The 17,326-nt window shown below is 45.3% G+C and carries 16 protein-coding genes and 6 tRNA genes; 17 read left to right on the top strand and 5 right to left on the bottom strand.

Annotation, left to right across the window (positions count from 1 at the left end; genetic code table 11):
* Positions 1–24: 24 nt before the first annotated feature.
* The 3 genes from KV201_RS15465 to purM form a co-directional block, all read right to left on the bottom strand.
* Positions 25–771, bottom strand: coding sequence for an HAD-IIA family hydrolase (locus KV201_RS15465; protein WP_006081242.1), 747 nt, complete (start codon positions 769–771; stop codon positions 25–27).
* 156 nt (positions 772–927) lie between these two features.
* Positions 928–1,572 carry a phosphoribosylglycinamide formyltransferase gene (purN, locus tag KV201_RS15460; protein ID WP_006087455.1) on the bottom strand — a complete coding sequence of 215 codons (645 nt, stop codon included), beginning with the start codon at positions 1,570–1,572 and terminating at the stop codon, positions 928–930.
* The gene (purM, locus tag KV201_RS15455; RefSeq protein WP_006081244.1) at positions 1,572–2,609 is read right to left on the bottom strand and encodes a phosphoribosylformylglycinamidine cyclo-ligase; all 1,038 of its coding nucleotides are present in this window, start codon (positions 2,607–2,609) and stop codon (positions 1,572–1,574) included. Before purM ends, purN begins: the two co-directional genes overlap by 1 nt.
* Before the next feature lie 331 nt (positions 2,610–2,940).
* On the opposite strand from purM, the gene upp reads away from it, so the two are divergent.
* Positions 2,941–3,567 (top strand): uracil phosphoribosyltransferase, encoded by a 627-nt coding sequence (gene upp / locus KV201_RS15450; protein WP_006081245.1) that lies wholly within the window; start codon positions 2,941–2,943, stop codon positions 3,565–3,567.
* A 116-nt stretch (positions 3,568–3,683) separates the two neighbouring features.
* Here upp and KV201_RS15445 read toward each other — a convergent pair whose 3' ends face one another.
* The gene (locus KV201_RS15445) at positions 3,684–5,003 is read right to left on the bottom strand and encodes a Na+/H+ antiporter family protein (RefSeq protein ID WP_226059854.1); all 1,320 of its coding nucleotides are present in this window, start codon (positions 5,001–5,003) and stop codon (positions 3,684–3,686) included.
* 388 nt (positions 5,004–5,391) lie between these two features.
* Here KV201_RS15445 and KV201_RS15440 point away from each other — a divergent pair, with 388 nt between their 5' ends.
* Positions 5,392–5,997: a peroxiredoxin C gene (locus KV201_RS15440; RefSeq protein WP_006081247.1), complete on the top strand. Its 606-nt coding sequence runs from the start codon at positions 5,392–5,394 to the stop codon at positions 5,995–5,997.
* A gap of 100 nt (positions 5,998–6,097) precedes the next feature.
* Here KV201_RS15440 and rnt read toward each other — a convergent pair whose 3' ends face one another.
* The gene (rnt, locus tag KV201_RS15435) at positions 6,098–6,769 is read right to left on the bottom strand and encodes a ribonuclease T (RefSeq protein WP_011846546.1); all 672 of its coding nucleotides are present in this window, start codon (positions 6,767–6,769) and stop codon (positions 6,098–6,100) included.
* Positions 6,770–6,910: 141 nt separating this feature from the next.
* Here rnt and motY point away from each other — a divergent pair, with 141 nt between their 5' ends.
* The 15 genes from motY (at position 6,911) to KV201_RS15360 (ending at position 17,295) form a co-directional block, all read left to right on the top strand.
* The gene (gene motY / locus KV201_RS15430; RefSeq protein ID WP_006081249.1) at positions 6,911–7,780 is read left to right on the top strand and encodes a flagellar protein MotY; all 870 of its coding nucleotides are present in this window, start codon (positions 6,911–6,913) and stop codon (positions 7,778–7,780) included.
* 807 nt (positions 7,781–8,587) lie between these two features.
* A complete protein-coding gene (locus tag KV201_RS15425; protein ID WP_226059853.1) occupies positions 8,588–10,771 on the top strand; it encodes a prolyl oligopeptidase family protein in 2,184 nt (727 codons plus the stop codon).
* Between the two features lie 171 nt (positions 10,772–10,942).
* Complete coding sequence (ybgC, locus tag KV201_RS15420) at positions 10,943–11,344, top strand: tol-pal system-associated acyl-CoA thioesterase (RefSeq protein ID WP_006081251.1); 402 nt, start codon at positions 10,943–10,945, stop codon at positions 11,342–11,344.
* Positions 11,334–12,020 (top strand): protein TolQ, encoded by a 687-nt coding sequence (gene tolQ / locus KV201_RS15415; RefSeq protein ID WP_006081252.1) that lies wholly within the window; start codon positions 11,334–11,336, stop codon positions 12,018–12,020. Before ybgC ends, tolQ begins: the two co-directional genes overlap by 11 nt.
* Positions 12,020–12,454, top strand: coding sequence for a protein TolR (tolR, locus tag KV201_RS15410; RefSeq protein ID WP_012196904.1), 435 nt, complete (start codon positions 12,020–12,022; stop codon positions 12,452–12,454). Before tolQ ends, tolR begins: the two co-directional genes overlap by 1 nt.
* Positions 12,455–13,477, top strand: a complete 1,023-nt coding sequence (tolA, locus tag KV201_RS15405; protein ID WP_226059852.1) for a cell envelope integrity protein TolA — start codon at positions 12,455–12,457, stop codon at positions 13,475–13,477.
* Between the two features lie 13 nt (positions 13,478–13,490).
* The gene (gene tolB / locus KV201_RS15400; RefSeq protein WP_006087449.1) at positions 13,491–14,819 is read left to right on the top strand and encodes a Tol-Pal system beta propeller repeat protein TolB; all 1,329 of its coding nucleotides are present in this window, start codon (positions 13,491–13,493) and stop codon (positions 14,817–14,819) included.
* Positions 14,820–14,865: 46 nt separating this feature from the next.
* Complete coding sequence (gene pal, locus KV201_RS15395) at positions 14,866–15,402, top strand: peptidoglycan-associated lipoprotein Pal (RefSeq protein WP_006081256.1); 537 nt, start codon at positions 14,866–14,868, stop codon at positions 15,400–15,402.
* Positions 15,403–15,426: 24 nt separating this feature from the next.
* Positions 15,427–16,176: a tol-pal system protein YbgF gene (gene ybgF / locus KV201_RS15390; protein WP_226059851.1), complete on the top strand. Its 750-nt coding sequence runs from the start codon at positions 15,427–15,429 to the stop codon at positions 16,174–16,176.
* Positions 16,177–16,318: 142 nt separating this feature from the next.
* Positions 16,319–16,394, top strand: a tRNA-Lys gene (locus KV201_RS15385).
* A 185-nt stretch (positions 16,395–16,579) separates the two neighbouring features.
* A tRNA-Lys gene (locus KV201_RS15380) sits at positions 16,580–16,655 on the top strand.
* Between the two features lie 38 nt (positions 16,656–16,693).
* Positions 16,694–16,783: transfer RNA gene (locus tag KV201_RS15375), tRNA-Lys, on the top strand.
* Between the two features lie 37 nt (positions 16,784–16,820).
* Positions 16,821–16,896, top strand: a tRNA-Lys gene (locus KV201_RS15370).
* A 60-nt stretch (positions 16,897–16,956) separates the two neighbouring features.
* Positions 16,957–17,032, top strand: a tRNA-Lys gene (locus KV201_RS15365).
* Between the two features lie 187 nt (positions 17,033–17,219).
* Positions 17,220–17,295 (top strand) — tRNA-Lys (locus KV201_RS15360).
* Positions 17,296–17,326 lie beyond the last annotated feature (31 nt).

The raw sequence follows: 17,326 nt of genomic DNA, 5'->3' as shown, positions 1-17,326 counted from the left end.
TTAGACAAAGGTTTAGATAATTGTTTAAACAACATCAATATCGCCCGCGCAGGCAAATACATGGTTAGGGCGGAAAGGCTCTTTGTCGATATCTTCAAGTTTACTCACGCCACTGGTGACCAGAATGGTTTCAAGCCCAGCTTGGAAGCCTGCCAAAATATCGGTGCGCATATTGTCGCCGATAATGACAGTGTCTTCAGAGTGCCCATCAATATGATTAAGCGCCGAGCGAATGATCCAAGCGCTCGGTTTACCCACGTAGAAAGGTTTTTTACCGGTAATACGCTCGATTGGCGAACATAGGGCGCCACAGGCAGGGCTGTAAGCTGGGCCATGAGTGTCAGGGTTGGTGGCAATAAAGCGGGCGCCACCTGCCACAAAGGCTGCAGCTTTATGGATCATTTCCCAATTGTAGGAGCGGGTTTCACCGACAATCACAAAGTCAGGGTTGATATCGGTAATGGTAAAGCCTGCTTTGTAGAGTTCGTGGGTGAGGGCGCCTTCACCAATGACATAGGCTTTACTGCCTTCTTGGTGCTGTAAAAAGTCAGCGGTTGCCATCGCGGAGGTATAAAAGCATTCTTCAGGAATATCAATACCGGCAGCGCTTAAACGGTTTTGCAGATCCTTTCCCGTTTGTACGGGATAGTTAGTCAGGACGACTAACGGATTGCCTTGTTCTAAAATACGCTGGATAAATTTGTCGCTGCCGGGGATCAGTTTATTGTCGTGCAGTAGTACACCATCGATATCGCAGATAATATTTTTCATCTAATAGTCTCTTGTCATGCCGAGCAAAAATCACTTTTCGTTAAGTTATCTAATGCCACATTGCCCCAGAAAACAATGCTTTTGTGGAAAATAGTTAAAAAAAAGAGACCCTAAGGTCTCCATTTATGATCTTGCTACCATTGCTTTTAAGCGGAACTAATCAGGCGCGTAACCGCTCGGGCCGATAAGATTGCCATCAAGATAGGCTTGGCCGTTTTGCATGTTAAGACGTTGCTGACTAAACCATTTCACCACGAGTGGATAAATGGCATGTTCTTGCTCATGCACACGGGCGGCGAGCATATCAGCGGTATCTTCTTCATAAACAGGCACTTTGGCCTGTAAAATCACAGGACCTGCATCAAGCTCTGGCGTGACAAAATGCACGCTGGCACCATGTTCGCTGTCGTTAGCGTCAATGGCACGTTGATGGGTGTTTAAGCCAGTGTATTTCGGTAACAGTGACGGATGGATATTGATCATGCGACCTAGGTAATGATTCACGAAATCATCGGTTAAGATCCGCATAAATCCTGCCAACACGATTAAATCGGGTTGGTACTGTTCGATGACTGTCATTAAACGTGCATCGTATTCAGAGCGAGATTCACCTTGGTGAGCTATCACGCAGCTGGTATCAATTTCGCCATGATGGGCGCGCACTAGGCCATAGGCATCGGGTTTATTACTGATGACTCCGACAACTTCGGCCTGCAGATTATCGTCGCAACCGTCGATAATCGCTTGCAGGTTACTGCCATTTCCGGAAATTAATACAACTACACGACAGCTCTGGGGCATTACAGGATCTCCACTTGCTCTTCATTGCCTTCACGATCTGCGATAGCACCGATCAGCCAAGCTTGTTCGCCTTCTGCAGCCAGTAATGCAAGTGCAGCATCCACTTTATCGGCTGGCAGCGCGACTAACATGCCGACGCCACAGTTGAAGGTGCGATACATTTCATATTCTGCAATGTTGCCATTTTCCATTAACCAACTGAAAACAGCAGGCCATTGCCATGAATCGCCTTGGATAACCGCTTTTAAATTATCTGGCAGTACGCGTGGGATGTTTTCCCAGAAGCCGCCGCCAGTAATGTGTGCCATTGCATGTACGTCTGATGCTGCGATCAGTTTTAGCAATGATTTCACGTAAATTTTGGTTGGCTCAAGTAGATGCTCAATTAGCGGTTTGCCATTGAGATCTTGTTGAGGGTCTGCTTGGCTCACTTCTAATACTTTACGTACTAAAGAGTAACCATTTGAATGAGGGCCGCTCGAGGCTAATGCGATAAGCGCATCACCCGCTGCAACTTTGCTACCGTCAATGATGTCGGCTTTTTCAACTACGCCCACGCAGAAACCTGCTAGGTCGTAATCTTCACCTTCGTACATGCCTGGCATTTCAGCGGTTTCACCGCCGATTAACGCACAACCAGATTGGAAACAACCTTCGCCGATACCGTTGACAACAGACGTCGCGGTTTCAACATCAAGCTTGCCTGTTGCATAGTAATCGAGGAAAAACAGTGGCTCAGCACCTTGAACGATTAAATCGTTCACACACATAGCAACTAAGTCTATGCCGACTGTGTCGTGTTTTTTATAGTCGATGGCTAAACGCAATTTAGTTCCAACACCGTCGGTGCCAGACACTAAAACCGGTTGCTTGTATTTAGTGGGGATTTCACACAGGGCGCCAAAACCACCTAAGTTGCCCATAACTTCTGGACGACGGGTACGTTTAACGGCTGCTTTAATGTTACTTACCAGTGCATTACCTGCATCAATATCAACGCCGGCATCTTTATAGCTCAGTGGGGTAGGTGTGCTCACGGAGGGATCCTCTCGGGTACATCGTTATTGGATTTTATGCGGCGGTATTCTACCAGCTTGTGCTAGGGGTCGAAAGTCATGATTTGGATTTATGCCCCTCGGCGGAGTATTTTTGGCCGAGTAAAACTGTATTTCAGTTTCTGAGGTCTTGAGATTGGTCACAAAATAGTAAATTAAGGTACGTATCTTAGTCGATTGGGAATTATTCTTGGGAGATAGCTCACGATTAGGCCTAATGGCAAAACTTTATGTTTTACCTAGTAAACAAATCAACTAGAATCTGAAAAATTTGCCTAAAATAATACGCCGAAAAATAAAGTAGGAGAGAAAAATGAAAGTTGTCGAGGTTAAACATCCTTTAGTGCGTCACAAAATCGGTTTAATGCGCGAAGGTGACATTAGCACTAAACGTTTCCGTGAGCTAGCCGCCGAAGTGGGCAGTTTATTAACCTATGAAGCTACCGCAGATTTCGAAACTGAAACGGTGACGATTGAAGGCTGGAACGGTCCGGTTGAAGTCGACCAAATCAAAGGTAAAAAAGTCACTGTTGTGCCGATTTTACGTGCGGGTTTGGGCATGATGGACGGTGTACTTGAGCATATCCCAAGTGCGCGTATTTCAGTTGTCGGCATTTACCGTGACGAAGAAACCCTTGAGCCTGTGCCATATTTTGAAAAACTCGCCAGCGACATGAACGAGCGTATCGCCTTAGTTGTCGACCCAATGCTCGCGACTGGTGGCTCTATGATTGCGACCGTCGACTTATTGAAGAAACGTGGTTGTACTTCAATCAAAGCCTTAGTGTTAGTGGCTGCACCTGAAGGGATCAAAGCGTTAGAAGCGGCGCATCCTGATATCGAGTTATATACCGCTGCTATCGACAAGTGCCTCAATGAGAAGGGCTATATCCTGCCAGGTCTTGGTGATGCGGGCGATAAAATCTTTGGTACTAAATAATCGTTCCTGTGCCTGTTAACATGCCTATTCATATAGCTTGTTAATATTTGGGCGCTCGATCTAAAAGGCCGAATTGCAATGCAATTCGGCCTTTTTATTGGGAGTATTGTTCGGTGTTACAACACCATGGCCGCAATCCAGCCAAACACTAACAGTGGAATATTGTAGTGGATGAAGGTCGGGATCACGCTGTCACGAATGTGGTCGTGTTGGCCATCGGCATTCAAACCCGCAGTAGGACCTAAGGTGGAATCCGATGCTGGCGAGCCTGCATCACCCAGCGCCGCAGCGGTGCCGACTAACGCGATTGTCGCCGCCACCGAAAAACCAAAACTTAACGCTAAAGGCACATAAATGGTCGCGATAATTGGAATGGTGGAGAAAGACGAGCCGATCCCCATAGTGATCAGTAGACCCACTAGCAGCATCAAAAAGGCGGCGAGGGCTTTATTATCACCAATGATGTCGCTAAGCGAAGCCACAAGCGTGCCCACTTCACCGGTTTCTTTCACTACGGCGGCAAAACCTGCGGCAGAAATCATGATAAAGCCGATGTTGGCCATCATGCGCACGCCTTGATTGAAAATATCTTGGTCGGCGACATGCTTTAAGGCGCCCGAGAAACTGAAAATCATGAAGCCGACTAAGGCGCCAAAAATCATCGAATCGGTTTCAAGTTGCACCACTAAGGTGGCTAATATCGCCACTGCGGCAATGATAATATTGCGTTTGTTGAGGGTTTCTTCTGGCTCTGCAACCAATACTTTGGCCTCATCGTAGATCCGAGGTTTACGGTAACTGATAAACACAGCTGTCAGTAAACCAACTATCATGCCCGCCGCTGGAATTAACATGGCTGGTGGAATTTGCTCACGCACAGCCGCTAAGCCATTGCTGGTTAAGTTGGAAAGCAGAATGTCATTTAAGAAAATGCCACCAAATCCAATCGGTAAAATCATATAGGTTGTGACCAGACCAAAGGTCAAAACACAGGCGACTAAACGACGGTCGATGTTCAGTTTGGTCGTCACATGTAACAGTGGTGGCACTAAAATCGGAATGAAGGCGATATGAATAGGTAAAATATTCTGTGAGGCCATCGACATGACAAGTAGCGATAACAGCAGTAACCAGCGAACCCAGTTAGTATTGGTGGGATTAGGATCTTGTCCAAGGCTACTGATAATGCTTCTTGAGATCAGCGTGGTTAAGCCTGAGTGCGAGAGTGCGACAGCGAAGGCACCTAATAATGCATAACTGAGCGCAATTTGCGCGCCGCCACCTAAGCCAGTATTAAAGGCATCGATGGTTTGGTGCAGATCCATTCCGCCTACAAGTCCCGCCACAAGGGCGCTCACGGTGAGGGCGATAACCACATTCACCCTAGCTAAACTGAGTGCCAACATTAAGCACACTGCAATTACGACTGCATTCATAGTCAATTTTCTTAATTCTTTAAGCCAAAGACGCTATTTTTGACTGCAAAGGCTGTGGATGTCCAGTTTGCCGATAGCTTATCTGAAAAATATCTGAAAATGTGATCATGCTGGGTTTAGTCTGTTAGCTGAATGTGGTGTGCATCGCACGCAATCAGTGCAGATTGCTCTATCCTTAGTCAGGCAAAACGGAAATGCCCTTGAAAAATGTGATATTGGTCTTAAATAGGTTGTAAGGCACAGCACACGACTTATAATGCCTAAAGATTTGATTGGTAAGAACACCTTCTAATCAGTAAGGATTTAACTCAACCTAGGTTGAGGAGAGCATACTGGCGAAAGGGCATCTTGCCTTACACTTAGTTCAACTCATAGATGGAGATATAAAATGAGCGTATTAGTAGGCCGTCAGGCTCCTGATTTTACTGCTGCAGCTGTATTAGGTTCTGGCGAAATCGTTGATAGCTTCAACTTAACTGCTGCCATCAAAGGCAAACCAGCAGTCGTATTCTTCTATCCACTTGACTTCACTTTCGTTTGTCCATCAGAGTTGATCGCATTTGATCACCGCATGGAAGAGTTCACTAAGCGTGGCGTAGAAGTGATTGGTGTGTCTATCGATTCTCAGTTCACTCACAACGCATGGCGCAACACCCCAGTTGAAAAAGGCGGTATTGGCCAAGTTAAGTACACGCTAGTGGCTGACGTTAAACATGAAATCTGTAAAGCATACGATGTTGAGCATCCAGAAGCGGGTGTGGCTTTCCGTGGTTCATTCCTGATCGACAAAGAAGGCATGGTTCGTCACCAAGTTGTTAACGATCTGCCATTAGGCCGTAACGTTGATGAAATGCTACGTATGATCGACGCACTGCAATTCCACGAAGAGCACGGCGATGTATGTCCTGCTGGCTGGGAAAAAGGCGATAAAGGTATGAATGCAAGCACTGAAGGTGTTGCTGCTTACCTGTCTGAAAACGCAAGCTCACTGTAATTAGTATTTGCTAATCACAGTTGCCTGTTAAATGAAAAAAGCTGCCAATGGCAGCTTTTTTGTTTTTAAATGGCTTAAGATCTAGTGTGAACCGCTAAATTTATGCCTCAGTGTCGCTTTGTGCATCCTGCTCATCCACGGCCAGTAACGGCCAGCCGCCTAATGATTTCCAACGATTCACTATGTGACAAAAAAGCTCTGCGGTACGTTCGGTATCATATAGCGCAGAATGGGCTTCTTTATTATCGAAGGGAATGCCCGCCATGATGCATGCTTTGGCAAGTACGGTATGACCAATGGCAAGTCCGGCGAGTGTAGCAGTATCGAAAGTAGCAAAAGGATGAAACGGCGAGCGTTTTAAGTCGCAACGTTCAATAGCCTTACTCACAAAACCATGATCAAAAGCGGCATTATGCGCCACTATGATACTGCGATGGCAGTCAGAGGCTTTTTGGGCTTTTTTCACCGCTTTAAAGATTTCTAAAAAGGCTTCTTTCTCGCTTACAGCTCCGCGTAACGGATTAGTGGGATCAATGCCGTTGAATGCTAACGCTTCGGGTTCTAAATTTGCGCCTTCAAAGGGTTCAATGTGGAAGTGTAGGGTTTTGTCGATTCCTATCACGCCTTCATTGTCCATTTTCAGTAGGGTGACGGCAATTTCTAGCAACGCATCGGTTTGAGAGTTGAAGCCCGCAGTTTCGACATCAATGACTACGGGAAAGTAGCCTCGAAATCGGTATTTCAATTTGTTCGCGTCGCAAATGTCACTCATAAAGTACTCTAGAAAATTCACAGGGCGCTATTATGCTAAATGTGTTGGGGTGTGTCATGCTTGATTGATGGTTTTATGAGCTAAAGGAACTAAATAGTTTGCCGATAAAGCCATGTAACCGATTAAACATGAGTAAAGGCTATGTGGCGAAAACTGATATTAGTATCAATTTTATGCGTTCCAGCAACTGCAATGGCAGAGTTGCGCCATTATGTCGCCTCTTTAAGTGATTCCCAATGGCGAGTGAGTGAGAATTCTCCCATCGTTTGTCGCCTCGAGCATGATATCCCCTCCTACGGTAAAGCAATTTTTACCAGCGAAGCGGGTAAGCAGCAGAATATGAATTTTACCTTAGACATGTGGGTAAAACCGGACCAAGTCACGCAAGCTAAGCTAATTAGTCGCGCGCCGCAGTGGCGTCCGGGAGTGGTCTCAAAAGAGATCACGTCACTGCATTATCAAAAGTACTTTAATGGTGAGGTGCCTAAACGTGCCGCTTGGTCTATGTTGGCTGAGTTGAGTCGCGGGATGGAACCGACGTTTTACTATGCAGATTGGTATAACGAGTCAAATAAAATCGCTGTGGGTTTGTCATCGGTTAATTTTGGTCGTAAATACAGCGAGTTCAAAGCTTGTCTAGCGCACCTGTTGCCCTATAGCTTTGAAGATATCGCATTTACTGTGTTGAATTATGATGAAGGCGGAACCGATTTAACTCGTTTCTCACAGCAGCAACTGTCTCGGGTTCAAGAATACTTAGCCTATGATCCTTTGGTGGAGTTAGTGCTGGTGGATGCGTATACCGACAGTTACGGTGGCCGTTCAGTTAACCAAAAAGTCTCGGATAAACGGGCGGAGTCGGTAAAAGATTTCTTTGTTGCCAGCGGTATTCCGCAAGATCGTATCGTTACTGTGGGGCACGGTGAGCGCCGTCATGTGGCTTCGAACGATGATATGGACGAAAGGGCACGTAACCGCCGCGTTGTGATACGGATCAGTAAGCCTTTGTAGTGTATTTGCGCAGTGTTTAACCTGTGCCACATCAATATAGTTAAGCCCAATCCAATGCCAAGTCACTGACTTGGCATTGTCATTTATAGATGCGGAGGTGGTTATTTTTGGATAGCTTGGCAGTATTTCGCTCAACCTCAACCTCAACCTCAACCTTTGCAGTATCAGCGAGCTTTAAATGGGATTATGAGTTTTTCTTATTTGTGATGTTCGCGAGCAGGTAATCGTTAAGCCGCAAATAAAACTAAAGTGAGGCTAGGGCATAAATAGTGATAGCGGCATAAAGCCTGATATCGTCGTAAGTAGGATGGTGTTTGAAATGGATAAAAAAAAGCCCGCTTAAACTAAGCGGGCCGCAAAAATAATGCATTTGCAATCAACAAATTGAAGGAAGGAAGTCAAGCATAAGAACCAGGGAAGAAACTGAAGTGTTGGGAACACACCAGTTTAAAAGTTCTTTGTTTTCGATATCTGCAAGCAGGTATCTCCTGAAAACAAGCACATTCTATGGTGAACTCGGCGGTAAAACAAACGAGAAAAATTGCCCATAAACATTAGTAATTCTAATGATTGTAAAGGTGATCTATATCACTTAAGTCACTATTTACCTTGATTAATAACTTATAAATCACTATTAGTGCATAATAATACACTTCAATAAGCTTATCCTTGCTGCCATTTTGTTAAATCTGCGATACAACCTAAAAATCTTCTTATTAAGTTACGACATTGCCATGATTTTTTTTGCTTGTATAGTACTTGCTGAAAAGGCCTTAAGCCCGAAACCACAAGAAGGACGATAACAAGATGGCATTAAGATTTCGCCTTGCAAAGCAAGGTTTGTTAGTGGCCACATTGGGAATGGCACTCGGTGCCTGCCAAAGTGGCAATGCACCTGAACAAAATTCGACTGAGCAGGCAAGCGCAAATAAATTGGTTTACCCAGTGACTCAAAAAGATGATCTCGTCGAAACCATTCACGGTGTTGCGGTGGCGGACCCTTACCGCCATTTAGAGGCCAATACGCCAGAAACGGAAGCTTGGGTAAAAGAACAACAAGCCTTCGGTCAAGCCTATTTAGCCAAGATCCCCAATAAACAAGCTGTGGTCGATCGCATCACTGAGCTGTGGAATTACGAAAAAGTCTCCGCCCCATTTGAGAATGGCGACAATCAATTTTACTACCGTAATGATGGCCTGCAGGCGCAATCTGTTTTGTATGTCAAAGGGTTAGATGGCGTTGAAAAGCCAGTTCTCGATCCAAACAAACTGTCAGCGGATGGCACTGTGGCGCTATCAGGTGTTGCAGTGAGTAATGACGGTAAAATTTTAGCCTATGGTGTGTCAAATTCGGGCTCAGATTGGCAGCAATGGCAGTTTGTTGATATCGCAACCGGTAAGAAACTTGCCGATGAATTGAAATGGATTAAATTTTCTAGCGCAGTGTGGGATAAAGAAAACCAAGGTGTGTTTTATGCTCGCTATGATGCCCCAGCGGGTGGAGATGTCTTAGCTGATGTCAATTTCAACCAGAAAGTGTATTACCATAAATTAGGTACAGATCAGCGCCAAGATTTATTGATTTACGAGCGCCCACAGAATAAAGATTGGGGCTTTGGCATCGAGGTATCCGAGAAAGGCGAATACCTATTACTGTCGATTTCTCAAGGTACGGATAAGCGTAATCGTTTCTTCTATAAATCCTTATTTGAGCCTAAATCACAAGTGGTGGAATTGATCCTCAACTTAGAAGCTGAATATGAGTTTCTCGGTAATGATGGTTCAGTGTTTTATTTTAAAACCGACTTAGATGCGCCTAACGGTAAAGTGATTGCGATTGATACCCGCAATAGCGATAAATCCCAATGGCAAACCATTATTCCTGAGTCTACAGATCCGATAAATAACGTCGCCATAATTAATGACCATTTAGCGGTGAGTTATTTACACGACGTATTAGGTCAATTATCGATTTACAGCATGGGTGGGCAGAAGCGCCAAGACGTAGCATTACCTGGCCAAGGCAATGTGGCTGGGCCTTTTGGCAAAGCAAGCAAAGACTATTTCTATTATGTGTTTAATAGTTATATTCAACCTGAGACCACCTATAAATTTGACTTTAAAACCGCTGAATCAAGCGTAATTGCCAAACCTAAAGTATCGTTTAATCCCGATGACTATGTTTCTGAGCAAGTGTTTTATAGCAGCAAAGACGGCACGCGTGTGCCTATGATGCTGTCCTATAAAAAAGGCCTAGTGAAGAACGGTCAAAACCCAACATTACTGTATGCCTATGGTGGTTTTGCCATTTCGATGACACCACGCTTTAGTCCTGCCAACATTGCTTGGTTAGATATGGGCGGTATTTACGCTGTGCCGAGTTTACGTGGCGGCGCTGAATACGGCGAAAGCTGGCATCAAGCGGGGATGTTCGATAAAAAGCAAAATGTGTTTGATGACTATTTTGCCGCCGCTGAATATCTAGTGAGAGAAAAATACACGAATAGCACTAAGTTAGGTGCCTATGGCCGCAGTAACGGTGGTCTGTTGATGGGCGCTGCGGTAACTCAACGCCCTGAACTCTTTGCTGCGGTATTACCTGCTGTGGGCGTTCTGGATATGCTGCGCTTCCATAAGTTCACTATCGGTTGGGCTTGGACGAGTGAATATGGCAGTGCAGATAAAGCAGATCAATTCCCAGCGCTATTGGCTTATTCACCTTATCACAATGTGAAAGCGCAAGCTTACCCAGCGACTATGGTGATGACTGCCGATCATGATGATCGCGTCGTGCCGTTACACAGTTTCAAGTTCGCAGCCATGTTGCAGGATAAGCAGCAGGGCACTGAACCTGTGATTATGCGTATCGAGTCCAATGCGGGTCACGGAGCGGGTAAACCAACGGCGATGAAGATTGACGAATTTGCCGATATCTACAGTTTCTTGTGGCAGAGTTTTGGCTTAACACTGCCACAAACTATCGCAAAATAACTAACTATGTTAATAAAATGGGGTCCTTTGACCCCATTGTCTTTTACAATTGCCCCTATTCATCTGAAACCCGCGCTATTCCTATCTATATCTTCGTCGGGTCATTCACAAGTCTTGTTTCCCTAGGTATAGTAAGCGTCAATTTTTCAACCAAAATTTGCTTATTTTCAAATGATGTTTCATTGGCCTATTTCAGTCTATTACGAAGACACCGACGCTGGCGGCGTTGTCTATCATTCGAACTATCTCAACTTTTTTGAGCGGGCGAGAACCGAGTGGCTAAAAGCCCTTGGCGTGAGTCAGACTGCGCTGTTAGCCGACGATACCGCCTTTGTGGTAAAGCGTGCGGAATTAGATTTTCGCAAAGCGGCACGTTTTGAACAGAACCTTATTGTTGAAACTAAGGTCATAGAGTTGAAAAAGGCCTCGTTGATCTTTCATCAACGCTTGGTCGATAAACAGGGAGACTGTTATTGTGAAGGCACAGTGCTGGTTGTTTGTGTTGCGCTGTCACGAATGCGTCCCCGAGCTATTCCCTTAAATATTGTGCAGGAGTTTGACAGTGCAAGCTGATATGTCGATTGTTGGGTTATTTTTACAAGCCAGTTTATTAGTGAAATTTGTTATGTTCACCTTACTTTGCTTGTCAGTGATGTCTTGGACGGTGATTTTACAACGCCGTAGCTTACTGACATCCGCAAAAAGTAAATCGGCGAAGTTTGAAGACAAATTTTGGTCAGGCGTTGATTTAAACCGTTTATATAAAGAATTATCGACTCGTCCTGATAATAGCGGTTTAGAGTCATTATTTGTGACTGGCTTTAAAGAATATTCACGCCTGAATAAATTAAATAGCAAAGTGCCTGATGCCGTGATGGACGGTACATCACGTGCTATGCGTGTGACACTTTCTCGCGAAATGGAAAAGTTAGAAGCGAATTTACCATTATTAGCGACCATTGGTTCGACTAGCCCTTATATCGGTTTATTTGGTACGGTATGGGGGATTATGAATTCATTTATCGCCATTGGTTCGATGGAAAACGCGACCTTAGCTATGGTTGCCCCCGGTATTGCTGAAGCCTTGATTGCAACGGCTATGGGTCTATTTGCTGCGATCCCTGCGGTTATTGCGTACAACCGTTTCTCGACTCAAGTCGATAAATTGGAAATGGCCTACGCAAACTTTATGGAAGAGTTCTCCAGCATTTTGCATCGCCAAGCATACAGTGAGAAGGAAGGGGCATAATGCAACCAGCTTATCAGCGCAAACGTCGTCGCCCCGTTGCCGAAATCAACGTGGTGCCCTATATCGACGTGATGCTCGTGCTGTTAATTATTTTTATGGTAACAGCGCCCATAGTCACCCAAGGGGTAAAAGTGGAGCTGCCTCAAGGGGCTGCGGAAGTTTTACCTGCTGACAGTAAGCCACCTGTGGTGGCTTCGATTGACGGTGAAGGTGATTATTATCTGAATAAAGGTGGTTCGACCAACGTACCGATGGACTTGGAAGAACTGGCGACGGAAGTTGCTGCGCTTATGGTGACAGAGCCTGAGCGTCCAGTGGTGGTTAAGGCCGATAGAAATATTCCTTACGATAAAGTGATTCAGTTGATGGTGACCTTGCAAGGTGCTGGCGTGCCATCAGTCGGTTTGATGACGGATTCACCCAAGGAGAAATAGGTGGCAGATAAGTCAGATGTAACATTACCTCTGTCAATTTCAGCGGGTATTCATATTGGCGTGATAATTATTCTGGCGTTGGGGATCGATTTCTCTCACAAACCTGAGCCTATGCAACAAGTTAGTGCGCCAGCGGTTAAAGCCGTGATGGTTGATCAGCAAAAAGTCGCTAATCAAGTTGAGAAACTTAAGCAAGAAAAGCGTGATGCAGAGCGCCGTGAGCAAGAACGTCAAGCTGAGCTTGAACGCAAAGCGCAAGAAGCGAAGCAAGCGCGCGAACGTGAACAAGCTCAGATTAAACAGTTAGAGCAAGAACGTAAGCAGCAAGAAATTGAAACCCAAAAGGCCAATGAAGCGACCAAGCTTGCCCAAGTGAAACAGCAGCAGGAAAAGGAAAAGGCAGTTAAAGCCGAAGCCGACCGTAAGCTGAAAGAGCAGGAGCGTAAAGTCGCCGAAGATGCCGCGCAAAAAGCAGCAGAAAAACGCAAAGTGGAAGAAGCCGCTGCAGCAAAAGTTGAGACCGATCGTAAGCAGAAGGAGGCGGAAGCTAAGGCCAAAGCTGAAAAAGCCAAGGCTGATGCAGAAGCGAAAGCCGAAGCTAAGGCCAAAGCAGATGCTAAAGCCAAAGCGGACGCTAAGGCGAAAGCGGATGCTGAAGCGAAGGCGCGTGCACAGCAAGAGCAAGAAATGGCTGATGCATTAGCGGCGGAGCAGGCGGCGTTGTCGCAAACCATGAATAAGCAGATGCAGAGTGAAGTGGGTAAATATACCAATATGATCAAGTCGACAATCCAGCGTAACCTCGTTGTTGACGAGTCTATGCGTGGTAAGACTTGCACTGTCTCTGTACGATTAGCAAATGATGGTTTTGTGATCAGCAGTCAAACTCAGGGCGGTGATCCTAATGTTTGTCGTGCAGCAAAAGCGGCGATTTTGAAGGCGGGTAAATTGCCAGTGTCTCCGGACCCTGCAGTTTATAACTTGATGAAAGAAATTAACTTAATCGTTGAACCAACGTTTTAATTAAAGGAGTCCCATGAGAATATTGGCAAAATGGTTAGCATTGGCAGTTCTGCTGTGCACCACCCCCGCAAAAGCGGCATTGGATATTGTGATCACAGAAGGTGTTGACGCTGCGCGTCCCATTGCTGTGATGCCTTTTGTTTGGCAAGGTCCTGGCGCCGCACCGCAAGCGATTGCGGATGTAGTGATGTCGGACTTAGTGCGTAGCGGTACGTTTAAACCTTTAGACGAACTTGGACTACCTCAGCGCAATATTGGCACTGTGGCACAGTTTCAAGCTAACTCTTGGTCAAGTGTTGGCGCCGAAGCGTTAGTGCTAGGTACCGTTAAACCTTATGGTACTGATCAATATCTGGTGAGCTTTGATTTAATCGATTTAGTCAAAGCCCAAAACCAAGCGTTGAAAGGCCCAGTTAGTGCAACAGAATTTTTGATGGACAGCCGTCAAACTGTGATTTCAGCGGCGCAATTTCGCCAATATGGACACAGGATCAGCGATATCGTCTATGAAAAGTTAACCGGTATTCGCGGTGCATTCTTAACGCGGATCTCCTATGTTGTGGTCAATCATACTCAAAAAGCCCCTTATCAATTGATGGTTGCTGATTATGATGGCGTCAATGAACAAATGTTACTGCGCTCGCCAGAGCCGTTGATGTCACCGACTTGGTCACCCGATGGTCGTCGTTTAGCGTATGTTAGCTTTGAAAACAAAAAAGCTGAGATCTTCGTGCAAGACCTGTATACCCAAGTGCGCACTAAAGTGAGCTCTTTCCCTGGTATTAACGGTGCGCCGGCGTTCTCACCCGATGGAAAATCTTTGGCGATCACTTTATCTAAAGACGGTCAGCCTGAAATTTACATCATAGATATTGCGACCAAAGCCATTAAGCGTATTACCAATCACTATGCTATCGATACTGAGCCATCATGGTATCCTGATGGAAAGTCGTTGATTTTTACATCAGAGCGCGGTGGTAGACCACAGATTTATCGCGTAGAGTTGAGCTCAGGTAAAGTGAGTCGCGAAACATTTGAAGGTGAATGGAACCTCGGTGGTTCAATTACCCCTGATGGTCGCAGTATGATTTTTGTTAATCGCACGAACGGTAAATTTAATATTGCGCGTATGGATTTGAGTACGCGTTTTATGCAGGTGCTGACATCGACACGTTTGGATGAATCTCCAAGTGTGGCCCCTAATGGTACTATGGTCATCTATGGCACTACATACCAAGGCAAGCAAGTATTAGCAGCTGTTTCTACGGATGGACGTTTTAAAGCAAGATTACCGGCAGGTCAAGGTGAGGTGAAATCACCTTCTTGGTCACCGTTTCTCTAATGTTATACCTTGATTTAATCACATTTAATTTTATAAGGAACACGTAATGGATCTGAATAAGTTGTTAAAAGCTATGTTGGTAGCACTTCCAATTATGGCTCTTAGTGCATGTAGCTCAACTTCAGAATCAGAAACTGATGCAATGGGCTCAACAAACGGTTCAGGTAGTGAACTGAATGGTGGTGGCATTCAAACTGGTGGTGTAGGCGCAATGTTGTCTGCTGAAGAGCAACAACGCCAGCAGTTAGAAGACTTGAGAAAGCAACACATCATTTACTTCGACTTTGACCGCAGTGAAGTTCAAACTGATTTCGCCGCAATATTAGAAGCCCATGGCACTTACTTAGTTGAGCACCCAAGCGTGCGCGTACTGATTGAAGGTCATGCGGATGAGCGTGGCACGCCTGAGTACAACATCGCACTGGGCGAACGTCGTGCTAAAGCCGTTGCTAAATACCTACAAGGTATGGGCGTACAGCCAAGCCAAATGAGCGTAGTCAGCTATGGCGAAGAAAAACCACTTGATTTTTCTCGCACTGATGAAGGTTTTGGCAAAAACCGTCGTGCAGTTTTAGTTTACTAAGATTGAATCTCGGAGAGTAACACAATGAAACGTGCCGTCTTAATTACGGCAATGTTCCTTGGAGCAGGTGCTGCAGTTGCAGCACCTGCTCCTGTGGAAGATATTGCTGGTGGTTCGGGTGATGACAGACTTTCTCGCATAGAACGTATTGTAAAATCAAGACAACAAAGCGAGCTCGATATGCAGCGCCGTCTTGATACACTGCAGCAGGAAGTGCTCGATTTACGTGGTTTAACCGAACAACAGAATTATCAGATTGAGCAGATGCAACAGCGTCAGCGTCAGTTATATGATGAACTTGCTAATTTATCCTCAAAGGCATCTGCCGCTCCTGCAGCCGCAGCCGCGACATCCACACCTTCTATAGCCTCAACGAATGCGGCTTCAAGTAGTTTAAGTGAAACTGCAAGCTATGAGAGTGCCGTTAACTTAGTCTTGAAAGAGCGTAAGTATGACGACGCTATTCCTGCCTTCCGTGCTTTTATCAAACAATACCCAGATTCTGTGTATGCCGCGAATGCTAACTATTGGTTAGGGCAGCTATTATTTAATAAGAGCGAATTTGCAGAAGCCAAACAAGCCTTCAAAACTGTGGTTGACCGTTTTAGTGATTCCAATAAACGGGGTGACAGTTTAGTGAAGCTTGGCATGATCGCCGAAAAAACCGGTGACAAGGCTGGGGCGACGCAATACTACCAACAAGTCGTCAAAGATTACGCAAACAGCGCAGCAGCGCGCATTGCACAGCAGCAACTGGCTGCAATTAAAGCGTAATTAACTAAAAAACATACTCTTAGTCTGTTTTTCATGCAAACGACAAAAAATTGGGAATTTGCGCTTGCATGAGAAGATGAAAAAGGTATTATAGGCGCCCTCAGAGCGGCGAGGTCGTTCGGGGCGTAAAATACCAGTAAATGGGTCGTTAGCTCAGTCGGTAGAGCAGTTGGCTTTTAACCAATTGGTCGAAGGTTCGAATCCTTCACGACCCACCACTTACTCTAATAAATAGAATAGGTTAGTGGTATTTAACGAGATAGTCAGTAGTAGAATGGGTCGTTAGCTCAGTCGCTTTTTTATAAAGCTAGGGCAGTTGGCTTTTAACCAATCAGTTGAATGGTTCTAATCCTTAATGGCACAACACTTTACTGAAAGTGCATAAATCAGTGCAACACCAGATGGGTCGTTAGCTCAGTCGGTAGAGCAGTTGGCTTTTAACCAATTGGTCGAAGGTTCGAATCCTTCACGACCCACCACTTTACTGAAAGTGCATAAATTAGCGCAAAACCTAGATGGGTCGTTAGCTCAGTCGCTTTTTTATAAAGCTAGGGCAGTTGGCTTTTAACCAATCAGTCGAATGGTTCTAATCCTCCACGACACTCCACTTTACTGAAAGTGCATAAATCAGCGCAACACCAGATGGGTCGTTAGCTCAGTCGGTAGAGCAGTTGGCTTTTAACCAATTGGTCGAAGGTTCGAATCCTTCACGACCCACCACTTATTGTTGGCATTGTGAATGCTTAAAATAAGTGAATAGTTTTATCGCAATACCTAGATGGGTCGTTAGCTCAGTCGGTAGAGCAGTTGGCTTTTAACCAATTGGTCGAAGGTTCGAATCCTTCACGACCCACCACTTATTATCAGCATGATAAATGCCAAAAATAAGTGAACCGTATTATCGCAATATCTAGATGGATCGTTAGCTCAGTCGCTTTTTTATAAAGCTAGGGCAGTTGGCTTTTAACCAATCAGTCGAATGGTTCTAATCCTTAACAAGACACCACTTTACTGAAAGTGCATAATTCAGCGCAACACCAGATGGGTCGTTAGCTCAGTCGGTAGAGCAGTTGGCTTTTAACCAATTGGTCGAAGGTTCGAATCCTTCACGACCCACCACTTTACTGAAAGTGCATAAATCAGCGCAATA

This window comes from Shewanella sp. SR1 (assembly GCF_020447145.1).
In the GTDB taxonomy this organism is placed as follows: Bacteria; Pseudomonadota; Gammaproteobacteria; order Enterobacterales; family Shewanellaceae; genus Shewanella; species Shewanella baltica.
The sequence above is the reverse complement of the archived record's forward strand: the minus strand, read 5'-3'. Positions and strand labels throughout refer to the sequence as shown.